Origin of the sequence: Streptomyces montanisoli (assembly GCF_017813245.1) — a bacterium.
Taxonomy (GTDB): domain Bacteria; phylum Actinomycetota; class Actinomycetes; order Streptomycetales; family Streptomycetaceae; genus Streptomyces; species Streptomyces montanisoli.
In genome coordinates this window covers 1-18,835 of the sequence record NZ_JAGIQL010000132.1, presented here as the reverse complement: position 1 = coordinate 18,835, position 18,835 = coordinate 1, and the positions used below count along the sequence as shown (strand labels likewise).

14 protein-coding genes are annotated in these 18,835 nt (G+C 73.5%); 8 read left to right on the top strand and 6 right to left on the bottom strand.

Annotated features, from left to right (window positions below; all coding sequences use genetic code 11):
* The 4 genes from JFN87_RS25180 to gdhA all read left to right on the top strand — a co-directional run.
* Nucleotides 1–1,594 (top strand): PucR family transcriptional regulator (locus tag JFN87_RS25180; protein WP_209343422.1); only part of this gene is annotated, 1,594 nt, incomplete at its 5' end.
* 221 nt (nucleotides 1,595–1,815) lie between these two features.
* A complete protein-coding gene (locus JFN87_RS25175; protein ID WP_209343421.1) occupies nucleotides 1,816–3,201 on the top strand; it encodes a type III PLP-dependent enzyme domain-containing protein in 1,386 nt (461 codons plus the stop codon).
* Nucleotides 3,202–3,327: 126 nt separating this feature from the next.
* A complete protein-coding gene (locus tag JFN87_RS33870) occupies nucleotides 3,328–4,137 on the top strand; it encodes a hypothetical protein (protein WP_245181291.1) in 810 nt (269 codons plus the stop codon).
* 242 nt (nucleotides 4,138–4,379) lie between these two features.
* Nucleotides 4,380–5,717 (top strand): NADP-specific glutamate dehydrogenase, encoded by a 1,338-nt coding sequence (gdhA, locus tag JFN87_RS25165; protein WP_209343420.1) that lies wholly within the window; start codon nucleotides 4,380–4,382, stop codon nucleotides 5,715–5,717.
* Nucleotides 5,718–5,826: 109 nt separating this feature from the next.
* Here the strand turns inward: gdhA and JFN87_RS25160 are convergent, their stop codons facing one another.
* Nucleotides 5,827–6,393: a Uma2 family endonuclease gene (locus tag JFN87_RS25160; protein WP_209343419.1), complete on the bottom strand. Its 567-nt coding sequence runs from the start codon at nucleotides 6,391–6,393 to the stop codon at nucleotides 5,827–5,829.
* Nucleotides 6,394–6,505: 112 nt separating this feature from the next.
* Between JFN87_RS25160 and JFN87_RS25155 the strand changes: the two genes are divergently transcribed.
* Nucleotides 6,506–8,542 carry a thioredoxin domain-containing protein gene (locus tag JFN87_RS25155; RefSeq protein WP_209343418.1) on the top strand — a complete coding sequence of 679 codons (2,037 nt, stop codon included), beginning with the start codon at nucleotides 6,506–6,508 and terminating at the stop codon, nucleotides 8,540–8,542.
* 49 nt (nucleotides 8,543–8,591) lie between these two features.
* Here the strand turns inward: JFN87_RS25155 and JFN87_RS25150 are convergent, their stop codons facing one another.
* Entirely contained in the window at nucleotides 8,592–9,221 is a 630-nt protein-coding gene (locus JFN87_RS25150; protein ID WP_209343416.1) for a TetR/AcrR family transcriptional regulator, read from the bottom strand.
* A gap of 127 nt (nucleotides 9,222–9,348) precedes the next feature.
* On the opposite strand from JFN87_RS25150, the gene JFN87_RS25145 reads away from it, so the two are divergent.
* Nucleotides 9,349–9,534, top strand: coding sequence for a hypothetical protein (locus tag JFN87_RS25145; protein WP_209343414.1), 186 nt, complete (start codon nucleotides 9,349–9,351; stop codon nucleotides 9,532–9,534).
* 220 nt (nucleotides 9,535–9,754) lie between these two features.
* Nucleotides 9,755–11,614 carry a phosphoenolpyruvate carboxykinase (GTP) gene (locus JFN87_RS25140; protein ID WP_372449284.1) on the top strand — a complete coding sequence of 620 codons (1,860 nt, stop codon included), beginning with the start codon at nucleotides 9,755–9,757 and terminating at the stop codon, nucleotides 11,612–11,614.
* 649 nt (nucleotides 11,615–12,263) lie between these two features.
* Here the strand turns inward: JFN87_RS25140 and JFN87_RS25135 are convergent.
* Genes JFN87_RS25135 through JFN87_RS34420 form a run of 4 tightly spaced genes read right to left on the bottom strand, consistent with a single transcriptional unit; the run spans nucleotide 12,264 to nucleotide 17,519 of the window.
* Nucleotides 12,264–13,730: a dihydroorotase gene (locus tag JFN87_RS25135; RefSeq protein WP_209343412.1), complete on the bottom strand. Its 1,467-nt coding sequence runs from the start codon at nucleotides 13,728–13,730 to the stop codon at nucleotides 12,264–12,266.
* Nucleotides 13,727–15,391, bottom strand: a complete 1,665-nt coding sequence (locus JFN87_RS25130; RefSeq protein WP_209343409.1) for an FAD-dependent oxidoreductase — start codon at nucleotides 15,389–15,391, stop codon at nucleotides 13,727–13,729. The genes JFN87_RS25135 and JFN87_RS25130 overlap by 4 nt, the downstream gene beginning before the upstream one ends.
* Nucleotides 15,392–15,399: 8 nt before the next feature.
* Entirely contained in the window at nucleotides 15,400–16,092 is a 693-nt protein-coding gene (locus JFN87_RS25125; protein ID WP_209343408.1) for an aspartate/glutamate racemase family protein, read from the bottom strand.
* Nucleotides 16,089–17,519: an MmgE/PrpD family protein gene (locus JFN87_RS34420; RefSeq protein WP_307865591.1), complete on the bottom strand. Its 1,431-nt coding sequence runs from the start codon at nucleotides 17,517–17,519 to the stop codon at nucleotides 16,089–16,091. Before JFN87_RS34420 ends, JFN87_RS25125 begins: the two co-directional genes overlap by 4 nt.
* Nucleotides 17,520–17,763: 244 nt before the next feature.
* On the opposite strand from JFN87_RS34420, the gene JFN87_RS25115 reads away from it, so the two are divergent.
* A complete protein-coding gene (locus JFN87_RS25115) occupies nucleotides 17,764–18,639 on the top strand; it encodes an IclR family transcriptional regulator (protein ID WP_209343404.1) in 876 nt (291 codons plus the stop codon).
* The last annotated feature ends 196 nt before the right edge of the window (nucleotides 18,640–18,835 follow it).

The following is an 18,835-nucleotide window of genomic DNA, read 5'->3' as shown; positions in this document are numbered from 1 at the left end:
CGACGCGCGCGACGGCGCCTGGACCGCGCCCGGCCTGGTGCTGCTCGGAGTCGGCCTCGACGCGGGCTCGCCCGACGCCCGCGAGGTGCTGCGCGCCGCCGACCGGGCCGGGGCGACGGCCGTGGTGATGCGCTGCGGCACCGAGGAAGTGCCGCATGCCCTCGCCGAGGCCGCGCGGAAGGGGCGCACCGCGCTGCTGACGCGAGCCCCCTCCGCCAGCTGGAGCGAAGTGCACGCGCGGCTGCGGACCGCTCTCCTGCGGTGCGCCGAGTCCGGCTCGCCCGCGGGGGACGGGCTGCGCCTCGGCGACCTGCCGGGTCTCGCCAACACGGTGGCCGACCTGGTCGGCGGCGCGGTCACCATCGAGGACCCGCAGTCGCGCGTCCTTGCGTACTCGCGCGTCGAGCACGAGCCCGACCCGATGCGCAGGCTCACGATCCTGGGCCAGCAGGTGCCGCGCTGGCGCGTCGACGAGCTGCGCGAGAGCGGCTTCTTCCGCGCCCTGTGGTCCACCGACGGCGCGGTGCGGCGGCCCGCGGAGGGCCCGTACGCGGAGCGCCTGGCCATCGCGGTGCGGCACGGGGGCGAGATCTTCGGGTCGATCTGGGCCGCGGCGGACAAGGCCCCGCTCCCCGAGCACGCCGAGGCCGCGCTGCGCTCCGCCGCGCGTGCCGCCGTGCCGCACCTCGCGCACCACAACGCGTGGGGGAGCCGGACGGCGAGGCGGCAGGAGGAGGCGGTGCGTACGGTGCTGACGGGTGGCGCGGACGCCGAGCAGGCCGCGCGGCTCCTCGGGCTCGCGCCGGGCCGACCGTACTCCGTCGCCGTGGTCGAGGCCCACGACACGCGCACGCGGGACGCGTCGGCCGCGGGCGCCCGGGACGTCCCGGACACCCCGGCCGCCCCGGAACCCCCGGACGTCCCGGACGCCTCCGACGCGGCGCTGCCCGCTACCGCGCCGCCCGCCACGGCGGAGCAGCGGGTGCTCGACGTGCTGGCGCTCCAGGCCGCGTCTTACCGTCCCAGCTGCGTGACGGCGCGCTCGGGGCGGCGGCTGTTCGTCCTGATACCGGGCGGCGCCGACACCGCCGCGGAGCGGGCGCGCCGGCTGGTGGCGACCGCGCGCTCGGTGCCGCACACCGTCGTCTTCGCGGGCGTCGGCTCGGTGGCGGACGGACCGGCCGGGCTGCCCGCGTCCCGGGAGACCGCCGCGCTGGTGGTGCGGGTACTGCGGGAGCGCGCCGGGGCCGCACCCGCGGCGCCGACGTGGGCGGTGTACGGCGACGTCGCGCCGATGGCGGGGCTGCTGCGGGTGCTCGACCACGTGGAGCCGCTCTGGGGCGACCTGCCGGGCCCCGTCCACGCGATGGTCGCCCACGACCGGGCGCACGGCTCGGCGTACGGCGAGTCGGCCGCCGCCTACCTGCACGCCTTCGGCGACACCGCGGCGGCAGCCGCGCGCCTCAACATCCACCCCAACACCCTGCGCTACCGGCTGCGCCGTGCACGCGAACTGTTCGGCGTGGACCTCACGAACGCCGACGGCAGGCTGCTCGCGGACATCGGCCTGCGCCTCGCGCGCCGCACCGCCTGACCCCGCCCTCCACCCACCTCCTGCCAGTGATCGTTTACCTGTCCGCTGGAACAACCCGGCAGGTCAGGCATGGTCGCGTGCGACGAAGACGTGCGCCGGCGTGACGTCGAGACTGTCCATGCGGCTCGCCGCGCCCACCCGGCGCACGAGCCGCGACGCAGACTTCTTGGAATTCGCGGGACTTCCCGACGCAGGTAACGAGGTAACGAGGTGTGTTTCACGTGACTTCCGGTCTGGCCGAGCGGCGGCGAACGGCTCGCGAGGCGGCGCTGCGCGGCGCCGTCGCCGAGGGGCTGATCGGCCCGTCGTCGCCCGTGATCGGCCTGATGGACGTGGACGGAGTGCTGGACGCGGTCGCGTCCCTGCACACCGCGTTCGCCGGGCCCGCCACCGTGCAGCACACCTTCGCGGCCAAGGCGTGCGGCCTGGTCCCCGTGCTGCGGCTGCTCGCCCGGGCCGGGATGGGCTGCGAGGTGGCCTCACCCGGTGAGCTGCAACAGGCGCTCGCCGCCGGGTTCGGGTACGACCAACTGGTCTTCGACAGCCCGGCCAAGACCGTCGAGGAGCTGGAACTCGCCCTCGGCCAGGGCGTCGCGATCAACCTGGACAACTTCCAGGAACTCGCCCGCGTCGACCGCATCCTGGCCGGGCGCCCCGCGCGCGGCCCCGTGGGGCTGCGGGTCAACCCGCAGGTCGGCGCGGGAGCCATCGGCGCCATGAGCACCGCCACCGCGACGTCCAAATTCGGCATCCCGCTGCGCGACCCCGGCGCCGTCGAGGCCGTGATCGACGCGTTCGTCGGCCGGCCGTGGCTGAACCGGCTGCACGCCCACGTGGGCTCGCAGGGCTGCCCGCTGCCCCTCATCGCGCAGGGCATCCGCGCGGCGTACGAGCTGGCCGAGCGGATCAACGAGACCCTGGGGCGCCGCCAGGTGACCGGCCTCGACATCGGCGGCGGCCTGCCCGTCGACTTCACCACCGACGAGAACCGGCCGGGCTACGCCGACTACGTCGCCGAACTGCGCACCGTCGTGCCGGAGTTGTTCGACGGCCGCTACACCCTGGTCACCGAGTTCGGCCGCTCGCTGCTCGCCAAGAGCGGCACGATCGCGTCGCTCGTGGAGTACACCAAGTCGGCCGGCGGCCGCCGCATCGCGGTCACCCACGCCGGCGCGCAGGTCGCCACCCGCACCGTCTTCATGCCGGACGCCTGGCCCCTGCGGGCCGGGGTCTTCGACGCGGACGGATCCCCCAAGCAGGGCCCGGCCGAGACCGTGGACATCGCGGGTCCCTGCTGCTTCGCAGGCGACCTGACGGCCGTGGAACGTGAACTGCCCGCCATCGACCCGGGCGACCTCGTGGCCCTGTACGACACCGGCGCCTACTACTTCTCCTCGCACTTCGCCTACAACTCACTGCCCAGGCCCGCCGTTTACGGCTACCGGGCGGACGGGGCCGGGCACGTGCGCTTCGCGCCGATCCGCTCGGCGCAGAGCCTGCGCGAGGTGGTCGAGGAGAGCGGCGCGGCACACGCAGACGCGCTGTCGGCGCTGACGGGGGACATCGCGAGCGAAGGTGCCGGCGCACCCGCCCGGACCCCCGCCTGACGCGGCGCGGATGGGTACGGAGAGGAGGCGCCCGGAACCGGCCCCCGTGCCTCGAACGGCGCCCCCGCCGCGCGCGACTGCGACATGATGACCGTGTCGTGACAGGAGGAGGAGAGGAGGGGCTCGGTGGCCGAGGACTCACGAGCGCGCGCCGCGCAGGGCGACATCGAGGCGATCGCCGCTCTGCTGCAGGCGCTCGACCACCCGAACCTGGCGCCGCCGGCCGACCGCGCCGCGGCGGCGGGCGCGACCCCGCGAACCCTGTGGTCCTGGCTGGACGCGGCACAGGCACACAGGCCGCACTCCGACCGGCACGCGGAGCGCATGTACGCCTTCCACCTCGGCGGCGTCGCGGCACGGCTCGTCCCTCTCGCCGCGAAGACGGGCGAGCCGTGGAACGCCCTGCTCGCCCACCCGCTGTTCACGTCGGACGTGACGACCGCCCCCGAGCCGCCCGCGCCCGAACCCTTTGCGCCCGTGCCCTTCGCGCCCGGCCCGCCGGCTCGGGTCCCGGCCCCCGTCCCCTCTCCCTACGCGGACGCGCAGGGCCAGCCCGCCGGCATCCCCGACCAGGTCTTCGAGGCAGCGGCGTTCGCGGTCACCGTCGGCGTCGTACCGTTCCTCCAGACGCTCGCCACCCAGGCCGCGCAGCGCACGTTCGACGCCGCACGCGCGACGATCCGGGAACGGCTGCGCCGAGGCGAGGGCCGGATCGCCGGCCCGAACCTGGTGATCGAGGAGCGCGACGGCCGCCTGGCGTTCCGCGTCCCGAGCGAGGTCCCCGACGCGGCCCTCGAAGCGCTCGTCGCCCTCGGCGACCGGGGCCTGGAGAGCCTCGCGACCCCCGACCCGCGCGGCCGCGCCGTCACGGTCACCTGGAACGCGACGGACGGACGCTGGGAACGGCTCGTCCAGGACGTCGGCCTAGGGGGCTGAAGGCTGTGCGGAGTGTCGCGACCAGACTGCGTGTCCGCGATGCGAACGGGACGGTTGGTTCTCGGGACGCTGGAAAAGCATGTAGGACGCAGTGGTTCTGTGCGTCGCTTTCGTGAGCCTCGGGGCTTGCCGTCTGAGCGACGTCCTCGACGAGGAGGGGGACCGCAGGGCGCCCCCGCGACGGGGCCGTCCCCGCACGCGATCACGACTCACGGAAGTCCGACATACGGAAGGTCGTCCATATGCGCGTCATCGAGCCGCTGTACGCGGAGATCCTTCGCCGTAACCAGGGCGAGGGGGAGTTCCATCAGGCCGTGAGGGAGGTCCTGGAGACCCTCGACCCGGTGCTGCGGCAGCGGCCAGAGTTTGTGGACGCCCGCATCATCGAGCGCCTCTGCGAGCCGGAACGGCAGCTCATCTTCCGGGTGCCGTGGGCGGACGACTCCGGCGACGTGCACGTCAACCGCGGCTTCCGCGTCGAGTTCAGCAGCGTGCTCGGGCCGTACAAGGGCGGGCTGCGCTTCCACCCGTCGGTGAACCTCGGCATCGTGAAGTTCCTCGGCTTCGAGCAGATCTTCAAGAACGCGCTCACCGGCATGCCCATCGGCGGCGGCAAGGGCGGCTCCGACTTCGACCCGAAGCGCCGCTCCGACGCCGAGATCATGCGGTTCTGCCAGTCGTTCATGACGGAACTGCACCGTCATCTCGGCGAGTACACCGACGTCCCCGCCGGCGACATCGGCGTCGGCGGCCGGGAGATCGGCTACCTCTTCGGCCAGTACAGGCGCATCACCAACCGCCACGAGTCCGGCGTCCTGACGGGCAAGGGCGTCAACTGGGGCGGCTCGCAGGCGCGCACCGAGGCCACCGGGTACGGCTGCGTGCTGTTCACCGCCGAGATGCTGCGCAGCCGCGGCGAGTCCCTCGACGGCCAGCGCGTCGCCGTCTCGGGCTCGGGCAACGTCGCCATCTACGCCATAGAGAAGGCCCAGCAGCTCGGCGCGACCGTGGTGACGTGTTCCGACTCGGACGGCTACATCGTCGACGAGAAGGGCGTCGACCTGGCCCTGCTCAAGGAGATCAAGGAGGTCGGCCGCGGCCGGATCTCCGAGTACGCCGAGCGGCGCGGCGAGAACGTCAAGTTCGTGGAGGGCGCGGGCGTGTGGAACGTCCCGTGCGACGTCGCCCTGCCCTGCGCGACGCAGAACGAACTGCACGAGGAGGACGCGCGGACCCTGGTGCGCGGCGGCGTGAAGGCGGTCGCCGAGGGCGCGAACATGCCCACGACGCCGGAGGCCGTACGGGTATTCCAGGAGGCCGGCGTCGCCTTCGCGCCGGGCAAGGCTGCCAACGCGGGCGGCGTTGCCACCAGCGCGCTGGAGATGCAGCAGAACGCCTCACGCGACTCGTGGACGTTCGCGCACACGGAGGAACGCCTCGCGGAGATCATGCGCCACATCCACGACTCCTGCTACACCACCGCGGAGCGCTACGGCAGCCCGGGCAACTACGTGGTGGGCGCGAACATCGCCGGCTTCGAACTGGTGGCGGACGCGATGCTCGCACAGGGCCTCATCTGACGACGACGCGACAGGGGCGCCCACGACCGGCCGGCTGACCGGTGCCGTGGGCGCCCCGCCCACGTCGTCCACCGGCCGGTCCGCGGGCCGGTCCGCCGGCCGGTCGCTGTCAGAGGGTCCCCAGGTCCACCGTGACGGAGAAGGGTGCGGCGGCCTTGACCACGCCCGTGTACATCTCGCCTTCCCTATAGGCCTTGGTGGCCGGGTCGAGAACGTACGTGTAGACGATCGGGACACCCGTGGCGGCCTGTTCGACACGCCAGTAGAAGGGAATGCCGGCCCTCGCGTACTGGTCCACCTTCACGATCCGGTCCGTGGTCTCCGAGCCGGGTGACACCACCTCGACGACCAGGAGCACGTGCTCGGGACGGGTGGGCGTGAGGTCGATGGTCTCCGCGCGGTAGACGGTGACGTCCGGACGGCGGTTGGTGAGGGGGACGTCTTGCAGGCGGACATCGAAGTCCGTGTCGGCGTTCCAGGCGGGGCCCGCGGCGGCGTCCAGGGCGTTGGCCAGCAGCCTGGCCAGCCGGTTGTGTCGCTTGGGGGCGCTCGGACTCACGACGACCATGCCGTCCACGATCTCGATGCCGGCGCACTGCTCCTCGGACCACGAGTCGTACTGCTCCGCGCCGATCTGCGTATGCATCCACGCGGGCGTCACCATGTCGGCGGTCACGGCGCACCCTCCACGAGGAGCCATTCGGACAGGTCCGGCGCTGCTGCGCCCAGCCTACTGTTCCCGGTATGCCGGACCGTCCGAATCGGGGCCTTGTGAGAGGCTGGAGTGCATGAATCGGCTGGCCGGTATGACCTCGCCTTATCTGCTTCAGCATGCCGACAACCCGGTGGACTGGTGGCCCTGGAAGCCGGAGGCGTTCGAGGAGGCGCGGCGGCGCGGTGTGCCCGTGCTGCTGTCCGTGGGGTACTCCGCGTGCCACTGGTGCCATGTCATGGCGCACGAGTCCTTCGAGGACGACGCCACCGCCGCGTACATGAACGAGCACTTCGTCAGCGTCAAGGTCGACCGCGAGGAGCGGCCCGACGTCGACGCCGTGTACATGGAGGCCGTGCAGGCCGCCACCGGGCACGGCGGGTGGCCGATGACGGTGTTCCTCGACGCCGACGCGCGGCCCTTCTACTTCGGTACGTACTTCCCGCCCGAGCCGCGCTCCGGCATGCCGTCGTTCTCCCAGGTGCTGGAAGGCGTGACCGCCGCGTGGCGCGACCGGCGCGACGAGGTCGCCGAGGTCGCGGGGCGCATCGTCGGGGAGCTCTCCGGCCGCTCCCTCGCCTCGGGCGGCGCCACCCCGCCGGGCGAGTCGGAGCTCGCGCAGGCGCTGCTCGGGCTGACCAGGGACTTCGACGAGCGGCACGCCGGGTTCGGGGGCGCGCCCAAGTTCCCGCCGTCCATGGTGCTGGAGTTCCTGCTGCGCCACCATGCGCGCACCGGCGCCGAGGGCGCGCTCCAGATGGCCGCCGACACGTGCGAGGCGATGGCGAGGGGCGGGCTCTACGACCAGCTCGGCGGGGGGTTCGCGCGCTACTCCGTCGACCGCGGCTGGGTCGTGCCGCACTTCGAGAAGATGCTGTACGACAATGCGCTTCTGTGCCGCGTGTACGCGCACCTGTGGCGCGCCACAGGCTCCGAGCTCGCGCGCCGTATCGCCGTCGAGACCGCCGACTTCATGGTCCGCGAACTGCGCACCCCCGAGGGCGGGTTCGCCTCCGCGCTCGACGCCGACAGCGATGACGGCAGCGGCGCGCACGCGGAGGGCGCGTACTACGTGTGGTCGCCCGCGCAACTCGCCGAGGTGCTCGGTGAGGACGACGCTGAGTTCGCCGCCGGGCTCTTCGGCGTCACCCCCGAGGGCACCTTCGAGCACGGGACCTCCGTGCTCCAGCTGCCTGACGGGGAGGAAGAGGCGAAGGACGCCGAACGGGCCGCCCGCGTGCGGGAGCAGCTGCTCGCGGCCCGTGACCGGCGGCCGCGTCCCGGGCGCGACGACAAGGTGGTCGCCGCGTGGAACGGCCTGGCGATCGCCGCGCTCGCCGAGACCGGCGCGTACTTCGCCAGGCCCGACCTCGTCGAGCGCGCCACGGAGGCCGCCGACCTGCTCGTACGCGTACACCTGGACGAGACGACCCGGCTGCACCGGACGTCGAGGGACGGTACGTCCGGCGCGAGCGCGGGCGTCCTCGAGGACTACGGCGACGTCGCCGAGGGGTTCGTCGCGCTCGCCTCGGTGACCGGCGAGGGCGTGTGGCTTGAGTTCGCCGGCCTCCTGCTCGACGGCGTCCTCGACCGGTTCGCGGGGGAGGACGGCGCCCTGTACGACACCGCCGACGACGGCGAGCGGCTGATCCGCCGCCCGCAGGACCCCACCGACAACGCGACCCCGTCCGGGTGGACGGCCGCCGCCGGCGCGCTCCTGTCGTACGCGGCGCACACCGCCTCCACCCGCCACCGGGCGGCCGCCGAGGGAGCGTTGGGCGTCGTGCGTGCTCTCGGCCCGCGCGTGCCGCGGTTCGTCGGCTGGGGACTCGCCGTCGCGGAGGCCGCGCTCGACGGGCCGCGCGAGGTGGCCGTCGTGGGGGAGGGGCGGGCCGCCGGCCAGCTGCGTCGCGTCGCCCTGCTCGCCACCGCGCCCGGCGCGGTCGTCGCGGCCGGTGCGGCGGGCAGCGACGAGTTCCCGCTGCTCGCGGACCGGCCGCTGGTGTCGGGCGAGCCCGCCGCGTACGTGTGCCGTCACTTCGTCTGCGAGGCGCCGACGTCCGACCCGGACGCGCTGGCCACCGCGCTCGGCTCCGGACGGCGGGACGGCTAGCGGGGGCTAGCCGCCGCCTGACGCGTCATCGCGTCAACCCGCCACCGCGTCACTGGCGCAGGTCGAGGTCCCGCAGGAGGGTCACGGCGCGGTCCACGAGGGCGAACAGGTCGTCCTGGAAGTCGCGTTCGCCCCAGTAGAGCGTGACCTCGCGCAGTGCGCAGAGCACCGTCGAGACGAACAGGCGCAGTTCGAGCTCCGCCGGGTCGCGCCCCGTGCGCTCCGCGAGGATGTCCGCCAGGATCTGCGCCGTGCCGGTCATCGCCTCCGTCATACGGGCGCGCACCGACGGGACGTCCACCATCAGCCGGGTGCGCGCGTACAGCTCCTCCGGCTGGTCGCGCAGCATGTTCCGCAGGCTCTCGATGATCACGTATCGCAGGGATTCGAGCATCGGCTCGTCCGCGGGCCTGGAGCGCAGGACCTCCGCCATCACCGGGTCGTACTCGTCGGTGAGGACGATGTCCTCCTTGACGGGGAAGTAGCGGAAGACGGTGGACGGGGAGACCTCGGCCGCCTCCGCGATCTGCTCGACGGTCGTCGCCTCGTACCCCTCCTGCGCGATCAGCCGGTACGTGGCGCGGCGGATCGCGTTCCTCGTCCTGAGCTTCTTGCGCTCGCGCAGGCCGAGGCCCGTGGCGTGTGCCACGAGGCGGCAGGGGTTCGGGGTGACGTCCATGCGTCTCATTGTCGGGCACGGCCGGGCGGCCGTACCGTCTTCCGTTTTCACTCTGTGTCGTACATTGCCACACTCTGGGTAGGTGGACGTTCACAGATGTGCGCAAGGCCGGGAGGAAGGGGTCCCCGTGGGTACGCGAAACGGGTTCCATCTGGTGGTCGCCGCGGTCGCGGTGGCCTGTGTCGTCGGGTTCCTGATCGGCGGTCCCGCCGCGGTGCTCGGCGTGGCCGTCGCGGTGGCCGCGGCCGTCGCGTGGCGGGTGGGCGCGCAGTCGCTGCCGCGACGGCGGCGCATGCGCGCGACACGCCGCTGACGGCAGGCCGCGCCTTCGGGTACCTCGCGCGGGGGCGCGGCTGCCATGGCGCGGGGGCGCGGCCGTCGTGGCGATGCTCACGTGTGAGGCCCTCTGGACATATGGGCGCGATAGCCGGATGATCAAATGAGTGCGGTCGGCACCGGATGAGCATGCTGCGAAGCGTCCGGGTCGCAGCCCCCAAGGGGCCTCAACACAAAACCCTCATCAAGGAGCACTCGTGGCAAGCGACATGGCAGCTCCCGTCGTCACGTCCGAAACCGTCGGCACGTCCGATCCGGCACAGGCGCCCACCGGGCACCAGGGGCTGATCGCCTGGGTCGACGAGATCGCGTCGATCACCCAGCCCGCCCGCGTCGTGTGGTGCGACGGATCGGAGTCCGAGTACGAGCGCCTGTGCGGGGAGCTCGTCGCCAAGGGCACGTTCGTCAAGCTCGATCCGGCCAAACGCCCGAACTCGTACTACGCGGCGTCCGACCCGTCGGACGTGGCGCGCGTCGAGGACCGTACGTTCATCTGCTCGAAGGAGGAGAAGGACGCCGGCCCCACCAACCACTGGATGGACCCCGCGCGCATGCGGGACGTCTTCACCGGCGAGCAGGGCGTCTTCCGCGGTGCGATGCGCGGCAGGACCATGTACGTCGTCCCGTTCTGCATGGGCCCGCTGGGCTCCCCGCTCTCCGCCATCGGCGTCGAGATCACCGACTCCGCGTACGTGGCCGCCTCCATGCGCACCATGACGCGCATGGGCCGCCCCGTACTCGACGAGCTCGGCACGGACGGGTTCTTCGTCAAGGCCGTCCACACCGTGGGCGCGCCCCTCGCGCCCGGCGAGGCCGACGTGCCGTGGCCGTGCAACCCCACCAAGTACATCTCGCACTTCCCCGACGACCGCGAGATCTGGTCGTACGGCTCCGGCTACGGCGGCAACGCGCTGCTGGGCAAGAAGTGCTACGCCCTGCGCATCGCCTCCGTCATGGCGCGCGACGAGGGCTGGCTCGCCGAGCACATGCTCGTGCTCAAGCTCACGCCGCCGCGCGGCGAGGCGAAGTACGTGGCCGCCGCGTTCCCCTCGGCCTGCGGCAAGACCAACCTCGCCATGCTGGAGCCGACGATCCCCGGCTGGACGGTCGAGACCATCGGCGACGACATCGCCTGGATGCGGTTCGGCGAGGACGGCCGCCTCTACGCCATCAACCCGGAGGCCGGCTTCTTCGGCGTCGCCCCCGGCACCGGCGACCACACCAACGCCAACGCGATGAAGACCATGTGGGGCAACTCCGTCTTCACCAACGTGGCGCTCACCGACGACGGCGACGTCTGGTGGGAGGGCATGACCGAGGAACCGCCCGCGCACCTCACCGACTGGAAGGGCAACGACTGGACGCCCGAGTCCACCACGCCCGCCTCCCACCCCAACGCCCGCTTCACCGTCCCGGCCGGGCAGTGCCCGACCATCGCGCCCGAGTGGGAGGACCCGAAGGGCGTGCCGATCTCGGCGATCCTCTTCGGCGGGCGCCGCGCCAGCGCGGTGCCGCTGGTGACGGAGTCGTTCGACTGGCAGCACGGTGTGTTCCTCGGCGCGAACGTCGCGTCGGAGAAGACGGCCGCCGCCGAGGGCAAGGTCGGCGAGCTCCGCCGTGACCCGTTCGCCATGCTGCCGTTCTGCGGCTACAACATGGGCGACTACATGGCGCACTGGCTGGAGGTCGGCGCGGACCACGACCCGGCGAAGCTGCCGCGGATCTACTACGTCAACTGGTTCCGCAAGGACGGCGAGGGCTCGTTCGTGTGGCCGGGATTCGGCGAGAACAGCCGCGTCCTGAAGTGGATCGTCGAGCGCCTCGACGGCACGGCGGACGGCGTCGAGTCGCCCATCGGCATCCTGCCGACGCGGGACGCGCTCGACACGGACGGCCTCGGCCTGACGGACGCCGACCTCGACCTGCTGCTCACGGTCGACCGCGAGGCGTGGCGCGAGGAGGCGGGGCTCATCCCCGCACACCTCGGCACATTCGGCGACCACGCGCCGGCCGCGCTGTGGGACGAGTACCGCGCGCTGGTCAAGCGCCTGGGGTGACGCTGTGACGCCGTCACCCCAGCCGCGTGCCGCGTGCCGCGCCGGGTCGGGTCGGCGTGATGGTCCGGTGCCGTGACCCGGCCGACGGCTGACGGCGTGGCGAGGCCGTCTCGGCCGGTGCGCGGGGTGCTGGGGGCCCGGGTGCTGGGGGCCCGGGGGAAGACGCCCCCGGGCCCCAGCCTTCGCCGGCCGCGCCCGCGCGCGCGTTGTGGCCGCCGGTCCGAGACCGGTGCGTCCGTGTCTGCGGCGCCGAGGGCGCGGGACCGCGTGGCCGGTTTGTGCGCCGGGGTACGGGCGCGCGCCGGCGGGAGCGTCGCCACGCGGGCACGGGCGCGAGGCCGCTCGCCGGGCGTTGGCGTCCCACCGGTCCGGGCAGGTGCTTCCCTGCGGGGCGAAGGACCGGGCCATTCCGCTCACCTGTGTGCCCGGGTGCGTGTGCGGGCGCGCCCGGCGTGGCGCATGCGCCGGCCTGGTCGGCGTCGCGTCGGCGGCGGGCCTCCCGCCTGCCCGGGGCGGGGCAGCGAGTGCCACGGCCGGTGCCCGCCAGGGCGCGGACATTGGCCCGGACGCGGCCGAGACGCCCCAGGGCCCCCGGGGGCGGGCGCGCCCCGGGCCGGTGGGCCCGCCACTCGCCGCCCGACGCGTCGCGTCAGCGCGTCGTCGGGCGGGACAGGTAGCGGCCCTGCGGGTCGCCCGTCACCTTGCCGTCCGCGTAGATCGCCCTGCCGCGCAGGAACGTCGACTCGACGCGCGCGCCGATCTCCAGGCCCTGCAGCGGCGTGTACTCCTGGGCGGATTCGGAGTCGGCCGCGTCCACCGTCCACGACCGCGACGGGTCGACGAGCGCCAGGTCCGCGTCGTAGCCCTCCGCGATCCGGCCCTTCGTGTGCAGGCCGAAGCGCCGCGCCGGCGCCCACGCCGTCAGCTCCGCGACCTTGCTCAGCGGCAGGCCGTGCGAAGGCGCCGCGCCGACGAGTCCTGGCAGCAGGTACTCCGTGCCGCCGAACCCCGACTTGGCCTGGAACACGTCGCTCGCGGGGTCGCCGAACTTCGTCTCCTCCTTGCAGCACGCGTGGTCGCTGACCACCCAGCTCACGTTGCCCGCGACCAGGTGCTCCCACAGCGCGTCCACGTCGGCCTGCGGCCGCAGCGGCGGGTTGACCTTGCCGCCGACGCCCGACGCCGTGTCGATGTTCGCCAGCAGGTGGCCGATCGTCACCTCGCGCCTGAAGTCGACCTGCGGGAACGCCTTGGCCATCAGCATCGCCGCGTCGATCGCCTTGCGTGACGACAGGTGCAGGAGGTTGATGTTGGGCAGCTCCGTCTCGGCCGCGAGGTAGCTCGCGATCGTCACGGCGAGCCCCTCCGAGTGCGGCGGGCGGGACGCGCTGTACGCGGCGAGCCCGTCGAGCGTGCCCGCCTCTTCGACCAGCTTCGTGTACGCGGTCATGATCTCGGCGGTCTCGCAGTGCAGCGACAGCGAGATGGACTCGGCCAGCTCCGGGTACGCCTCGCGCGCCGCCTGCACGCCGCGCATGACGAACTCGAAGTGCGCGAGGTCGTAGCGCTCGCCGGGCGGCGTCATCAGGAACGACGACTGGTCGGCCGACCGGCCGTGCAGGCCGTGGCTGCCGTAGAACATGAAGATCTTGAACGAGGTGACACCGAAGCGGGCGATCAGCTCCGGGATCTCCTCGATGTGCGACTTCTGCATGGGCGCCAGGTGGAAGGCGTAGTCCACGTGCGAGCGGCCCTGCGCGCCTTCAAGGACGAGCGGGAACACCTCGTTGTAGCTGCCGCCCCTGTTCATGTAGTACTGGCCGGTCCGCATGTACGTGAGCGCCGAGGTGACGCCGCCCTGCGCGCAGGCCCGCGACTCGGTCGCCGTGTCGTCGGACAGCGGGTTGTAGATGCCCCAGTGCTGGTGCGCGTCGACGACGCCGGGGAAGGCGAGCAGCCCCTTGCCGTCGACGACCTCGCGCGCGAGAGACGGTTCGATGCCGGGCGCGACGCGGTGGAACTTCCCGTCCTTGATGCCGATGTCCGTCGTCGGGACGGTGTCGGAGTCGTGGCTCACCAGGCGCACGTTCTTGATCAGCAGGTCCAGTTCGGTCATGGTGCGGTGCCTTCCTCAGGTGTGCCGGTGACAAGTGTGCCGGTGTGACGTGTGACGGTGTGACGTGTGACGGCGCGGGCGACGTCGTTCGCCGCCTGCCAGGCCAGGCCCAGCGCGGGCAGCAGGCCGTTGCCCGCCAGGTAGCCGGCGGCGCCGTGCCCGGAGATGCCGTGCGCCGCGCCGCCGGACGCGTACAGGCCGGGGATCGGGGCGCCGTCGCCGCCGCGTACGCGCGCGTCGCCGTCCACCTGGAGGCCGCCCTGGGTGTGGAACAGCGCGGGCACCACCTCGACGGCGGCGTACGGCGGGCGCAGCGGCGCCTCGAAGAACGTGCGTCCGAACGGGTCGTCGCCCGAGCTCCCGACTCCTGCCTCGGCTCCCGCCCAGGCCTCCGCCCCGGCTCCCGCCCAGGCCTCCGCCCCGGCTCCCGCCCAGGCCTCCGCCCCGGCTCCCGCCCAGGCCTTCGCCCCGGCGGCCTGGGCGGCGAGCGACTCGGCGAGCGCGCCGGCCGGCGTTCCCGTGCGCGCGGCGAGCCGCTCGACGTCGTCCGCCCACACCAGCGCGCCCGCCTCCACCGTCTCCCGGAAGTCCGTGAACGACCTGCACAGGTCGTGGATGCGGCTGTCGAGGACGATCCAGCCGCGGGCGCCCGGCCGGGCGGCGAGCGCCGCCGCGTACTCCGAGTAGCCCGTGGTCTCGTCGCCGAAGCGGGCGCCGCCCGCGTCGACCATGATCGCGCCATGCATGATCGTCGCCCAGCCGACCAGCGTCCTCGACCTGCGGGCGAGCGCGGCATGCCCCTGGTAGGCGTCGAGGAACGCGGAGCGTGCGCCGAGCCGCGCCCCGATCTCCAGGGCGTCGCCGCGCGAGAACTGGCCGCCGTGGTAGTCGGCCGCCGCGATCCCGGGCAGGTGGCGTGCCACGCGGGCGCGGTCGGCGCCGTAGCCGTTGGTGGCCAGCAGGACGGCGCGCGTGGTGATCGTCTCGCGGCGGCCGCCCGGGTACTCGACCACGGCGGCGCACACCGGGCCCTGGCCGTTCGTTCCGGTTCCAGCGGTCGTGACGCCGCTCGCGACGCCGCTCGGGGCACCGCTCGCGACACCGCTCGTGACGACGTCGACGAGGCGCGCGGGGACGAGCATGTCGATCGTGGGCGCACGCCGCACCCGTTCGTGCAGGTGGCGCAGGAGCACGGACCCATGCCGTCCCTCCACGGTGTGCAGCCGGTCCGCCGAGTGGCCCGGGTAACTGAAGTCCCGTACGAGCTGGAGCGGCAGCCCCGCGCCGTCCGCGAGCCACTCCACCAGCGGCGCGCTCAACTGTGCGAGCGCGGCGGCGAGCACGGGGTCGGCCGTGCCGTGGGTCTTGGCGGAGATGTCGGCGAGGAAGCGCTCGGGGCTGTCCTCGACGCCGGCCTCCCGCTGCCAGCGCGAGCCCGCGCCGGGGATCATCGCCGTGGACATCGAGGTGTTGTTGCCGCGCGTGAACTGCTCGTCGGGGTCGACGACGAGCACACTGAGGCCCGCCTCGGCGGCGCGCAGCGCGCCCGCGAGACCGCCGCCCGCGCCCGCCACCACCAGGTCGACGGCCGGCTCGTCCACCGCCGCCTGCCCGGCCTGCCGCTGCTCGGCCCGTCGCCGCTCGGTGTCGTCGCGTGCCATGGCGTCCTTCATGCCTCGGCCCCCGTACGCGCTCCGGCCCGCTCTCCCGACGCCAGCAGGCGCAGCGCCAGCTCAGCGGGGTCGACGAGCGGTACGGGGAGCGCCGCCGCGTCCTCGTCCACGGTCACCGCCGAGCAGCCGTTGACGACGGCGTCGGCGCCGCGCGCGGCGAGGCCGTCGAGCGCGCCGCGCACCGCCTCGTTCCACCGCCCGGTGTCGGCGATGGCGTCGAAGTCCAGGTCGAGCACGGCCACCCCGGCGAACCAGGGGCCGTAGCCGTACTCCTCGATCCGCTCGGCCAGCGCGTCGCCGATCGCGCGGTTGCGGGTCACGGCGCCGAAGCGGCGGCCCGTCGCCACCAGGTGCGCGGCGGTGAGCCGCAGCATGCCGACGGCAGGGACGTGTTCGTGCGGTACCTGCTCGTGCCGTGCGCCGTCCGGTGTGACGGGCACGGCCGGGTCGAGGACGCAGTCCGGCATACGGTAGGCGAAGCCGTCGCCGGGGGCCGCGACCAGCGCGCGCGTGACGGACGCCGTCGACGCGGCGATGTCGTCGCGCGTGGCGAACTGGGCGGGCGCCGTCGCGTCCGCCGGTTCGAGGACGAACTCGACTCCCGGAGGCGACAGTTCGCGGTAGCGGTCGCGCCTGCGCGCGAGTTCGGCCGCGTCGACGCGTACCGGTGTGACGGACAGGATCCTCATGCTGTGCCTCCCGAGGCGGCGGATGCGGCATGTGCGGTGGTGGGGCCCGCGAGCGCGCGCAGGGCCGGGCCGATGTCGTCCGCGTCCGGCAGGTCGTCGGCGAGCCGTACCAGTGTGTCCACCAGGGGCCGGTCGCCGAGCAGTCCGGCGAGGAACGATGCCAACGCCCCGGCCGTGAAGGGATGGTGCTCGCTGTCCCCGACGGGATGCGGCGCGGTGAGCTGCACACTGCCACGGCCGCCCGTGAGGTGTGCGGTCAGGCGTGTGGGGCGTTCACGCGGCAGCCGCGCGGTCAGTGCGGGGTCCTCGCGTACGGTCACCTTCCGTGCCAGCGCGAAGAGTTCGGGCCGCTCGTGCTCGGTGGCGTCGGCCGTGGCGGGGGCGACCTCGCCGTCCAGCAGCGCGGCGGCCACCGCGTACGGCACGGAGAACATCGCGCCCAGCCCGCTGTCCCAGTGGGTGCGGCCGAGGGGCGCTGCCAGCCGGTGCGTCGCCACGTCCAGTGTGTCGACGGCCTCCACGACCTGTCGGGGCGTCAGTGTTCCGAGACGCTGGTCGGCGCGCAGTGTGAGCGCGAGGTCGGCCGCCGGGTGCGTGTACGAGCACGAGGCGTGCCGCTTGAAGTAGTTGTGGCCGATCTGCCAGTCGGTGCCGAGGCCTTCGGTGAGCGCGGTGGCGTCGAAGCCGCCGAGCAGGGTGCCGAGCGAGAGGGCCGCCGTTCCCGTGTTGCGCACGACGCCCGCGCGTGCGAGCCGCGCGGCTGCGAGCCCCGACACGGCCGCCGCGCCCATCCAGGCGTCGCGCACCCGGTGCCCGTCGAGCGCCGAGTCGAAGTGGCCGGCCACCGGCAGCCCGGCCGCCGTGTCGATCGCGGCCGCCACCTGCGGCGCGGGTAGCCCGAGCAGGATCGCGCAACCCGCGGCCGCGCCCGTGACGCCCCAGTTGCCGTGCGGGTGCACGCCAGGACGGAGCGCGGTGGCGCGGCCGAAGCGCGCGGCCACCTCGTACCCGGCGAGCAGGGCGCGGGCGGTCGTCTCGCCCGTGGCGCCGATGGACGCGGCGAGGGCGAGCACCGCGGGGAACGTATGCCCCGCGGGGTGGCCCTTGGCGTACTTGCCGCCCTCGTCGAGCTCGCAGCACACCAGCGCCGTCGCGTTCAGGTAGGCGGCCGTGTCGGTCGCCGTCACCGCGCCACCGCCGAGCACCGGTGCGTCGCCGGGCGGCAGGGTCCAGACCTCTCTGAGCGCGCGCTGGCCGCGGGTGCGCGACCCCGCCAGTGTCACGGCGAGGGTGTCGAGCAGTACGAGCGAGAGGCGCCCGCGCACCGGCTCGGGCACGTCGCGCCAGGAGAGGCCGGCGGCCCAGCGGGCGAGGTCGTCCGTGTGCCGTGCGGCCGCGTCGACCGGCCCGGCAGGTTCCACCTGCACGGTGTCCACCTCCTTCCGACTGTTCCATTCAGCGGAACATGTTGGTGAATCAATGATTCCAACGCGTTCGGGAAAACGTCAATACCTCTCCGAGAGACCCGAAAAATTCAAAGCCCCCTGCGTATTCGGTCTTGACCTCACAGGGAAGCGGTGTTTCTCTGTTGTTCCATTGAGCGGTACGCAGCATCCGAAACGTGCGATGGCGGCCCGCGATCCCGAAAAGGGGGCAGGCGAGAATGGGCCCATGACGACTCAACCCGGAACAGCGACCCACCCCGGAACGACGGCACAGCCCGGAACCGAGACAGCGGGCCGGGTGATCGACGTCCTCCTGCTGTTCACCGACGGACCCGACGAACTCGGCGTCTCGGCGATCGCACGGGAACTCGGCCTCAGCAAGGCCGTCGTCCACCGCATCCTCCAGACCCTCGTCGGCCGCGGCATGGTGGCACTCGACCAGGAGAGCCGGCTCTACCGGCTCGGCCCCAGCGCGGCCGCGCTCGGCGCCCGCGCACTGCGCGAGTTCGACCTGCGCGCGGTGGCGGCCGCCACACTGAGGCGGCTCCAGGCGGACACGGGCGAGACCGTCACCCTCAGCGCCCTCGTACCCGGCGGGCGCGCGTACGTCGACCAGATCGTGAGCACCCACGAGGTGAAGATGACCGTGGAACTGGGCCGCAGGTTCCCGCTGCACGCAGGCAGTTCGGGCAAGTGCTGCCTCGCGCACCTGCCCGAGCCGTGGCGCGAGGAGATCCTCGCCGCCTCGCTGCCCGCGCTCACCGACACCACGCCCACCGACCCGGGCGACCTGCGCGCCGAACTGGCCGGGATCAGGGAACTCGGCTACGCCAGCTCGCACGGAGAGCGCCAGTCCGACGCCGGCTCCGTCGCCTCACCGCTGTTCGGACTCGACGGCGACGTGCGCGGCGCGGTCTCCGTCTGCGGTCCGCGCTCCCGCGTCACCCCCGCGTTCATCCGCGACTGCGCACCCCGCGTGGTCGAGGCGGCGCGCGACATCTCCGCCGCGCTCGGCTGGACCGGCGAATCGCCGGCCGGGCGGCGCGGCAGGGCGTCCGCCTCTCCCACGCGACCACGAAAGGATCCGGCTCCCCATGACTGACACCGACCGCGAAGCCGCCGGCCCCGCAGGCGCCGCCGGCCCCTCCGGCAGCGACGGGACGGGCACGGGCGGCCCCGCGACGGGCACGAGCGGCGCCCCGACGGGAGATTGGAAAAGCACTCGTCTGAACTCCTGTCACTCATACATCCCGTATCCCGTCTTCTACTTGATATGAGGGGGGGGGGGGGGGGCAGGC

Excerpts from the sequence above, each read along its gene's own strand:
- JFN87_RS25155 (WP_209343418.1), top strand. The coding sequence starts at position 6,506 with ATGAATCGGCTGGCCGGTATGACCTCGCCTTATCTGCTTCAGCATGCC.
- JFN87_RS25135 (WP_209343412.1), bottom strand. The coding sequence starts at position 13,730 with ATGACCGAACTGGACCTGCTGATCAAGAACGTGCGCCTGGTGAGCCAC.
- JFN87_RS25130 (WP_209343409.1), bottom strand. The coding sequence starts at position 15,391 with ATGGCACGCGACGACACCGAGCGGCGACGGGCCGAGCAGCGGCAGGCC.
- JFN87_RS25150 (WP_209343416.1), bottom strand. The coding sequence starts at position 9,221 with ATGGACGTCACCCCGAACCCCTGCCGCCTCGTGGCACACGCCACGGGC.
- JFN87_RS25115 (WP_209343404.1), top strand. The coding sequence starts at position 17,764 with ATGACGACTCAACCCGGAACAGCGACCCACCCCGGAACGACGGCACAG.
- gdhA (WP_209343420.1), top strand. The coding sequence starts at position 4,380 with ATGCGCGTCATCGAGCCGCTGTACGCGGAGATCCTTCGCCGTAACCAG.
- JFN87_RS25125 (WP_209343408.1), bottom strand. The coding sequence starts at position 16,092 with ATGAGGATCCTGTCCGTCACACCGGTACGCGTCGACGCGGCCGAACTC.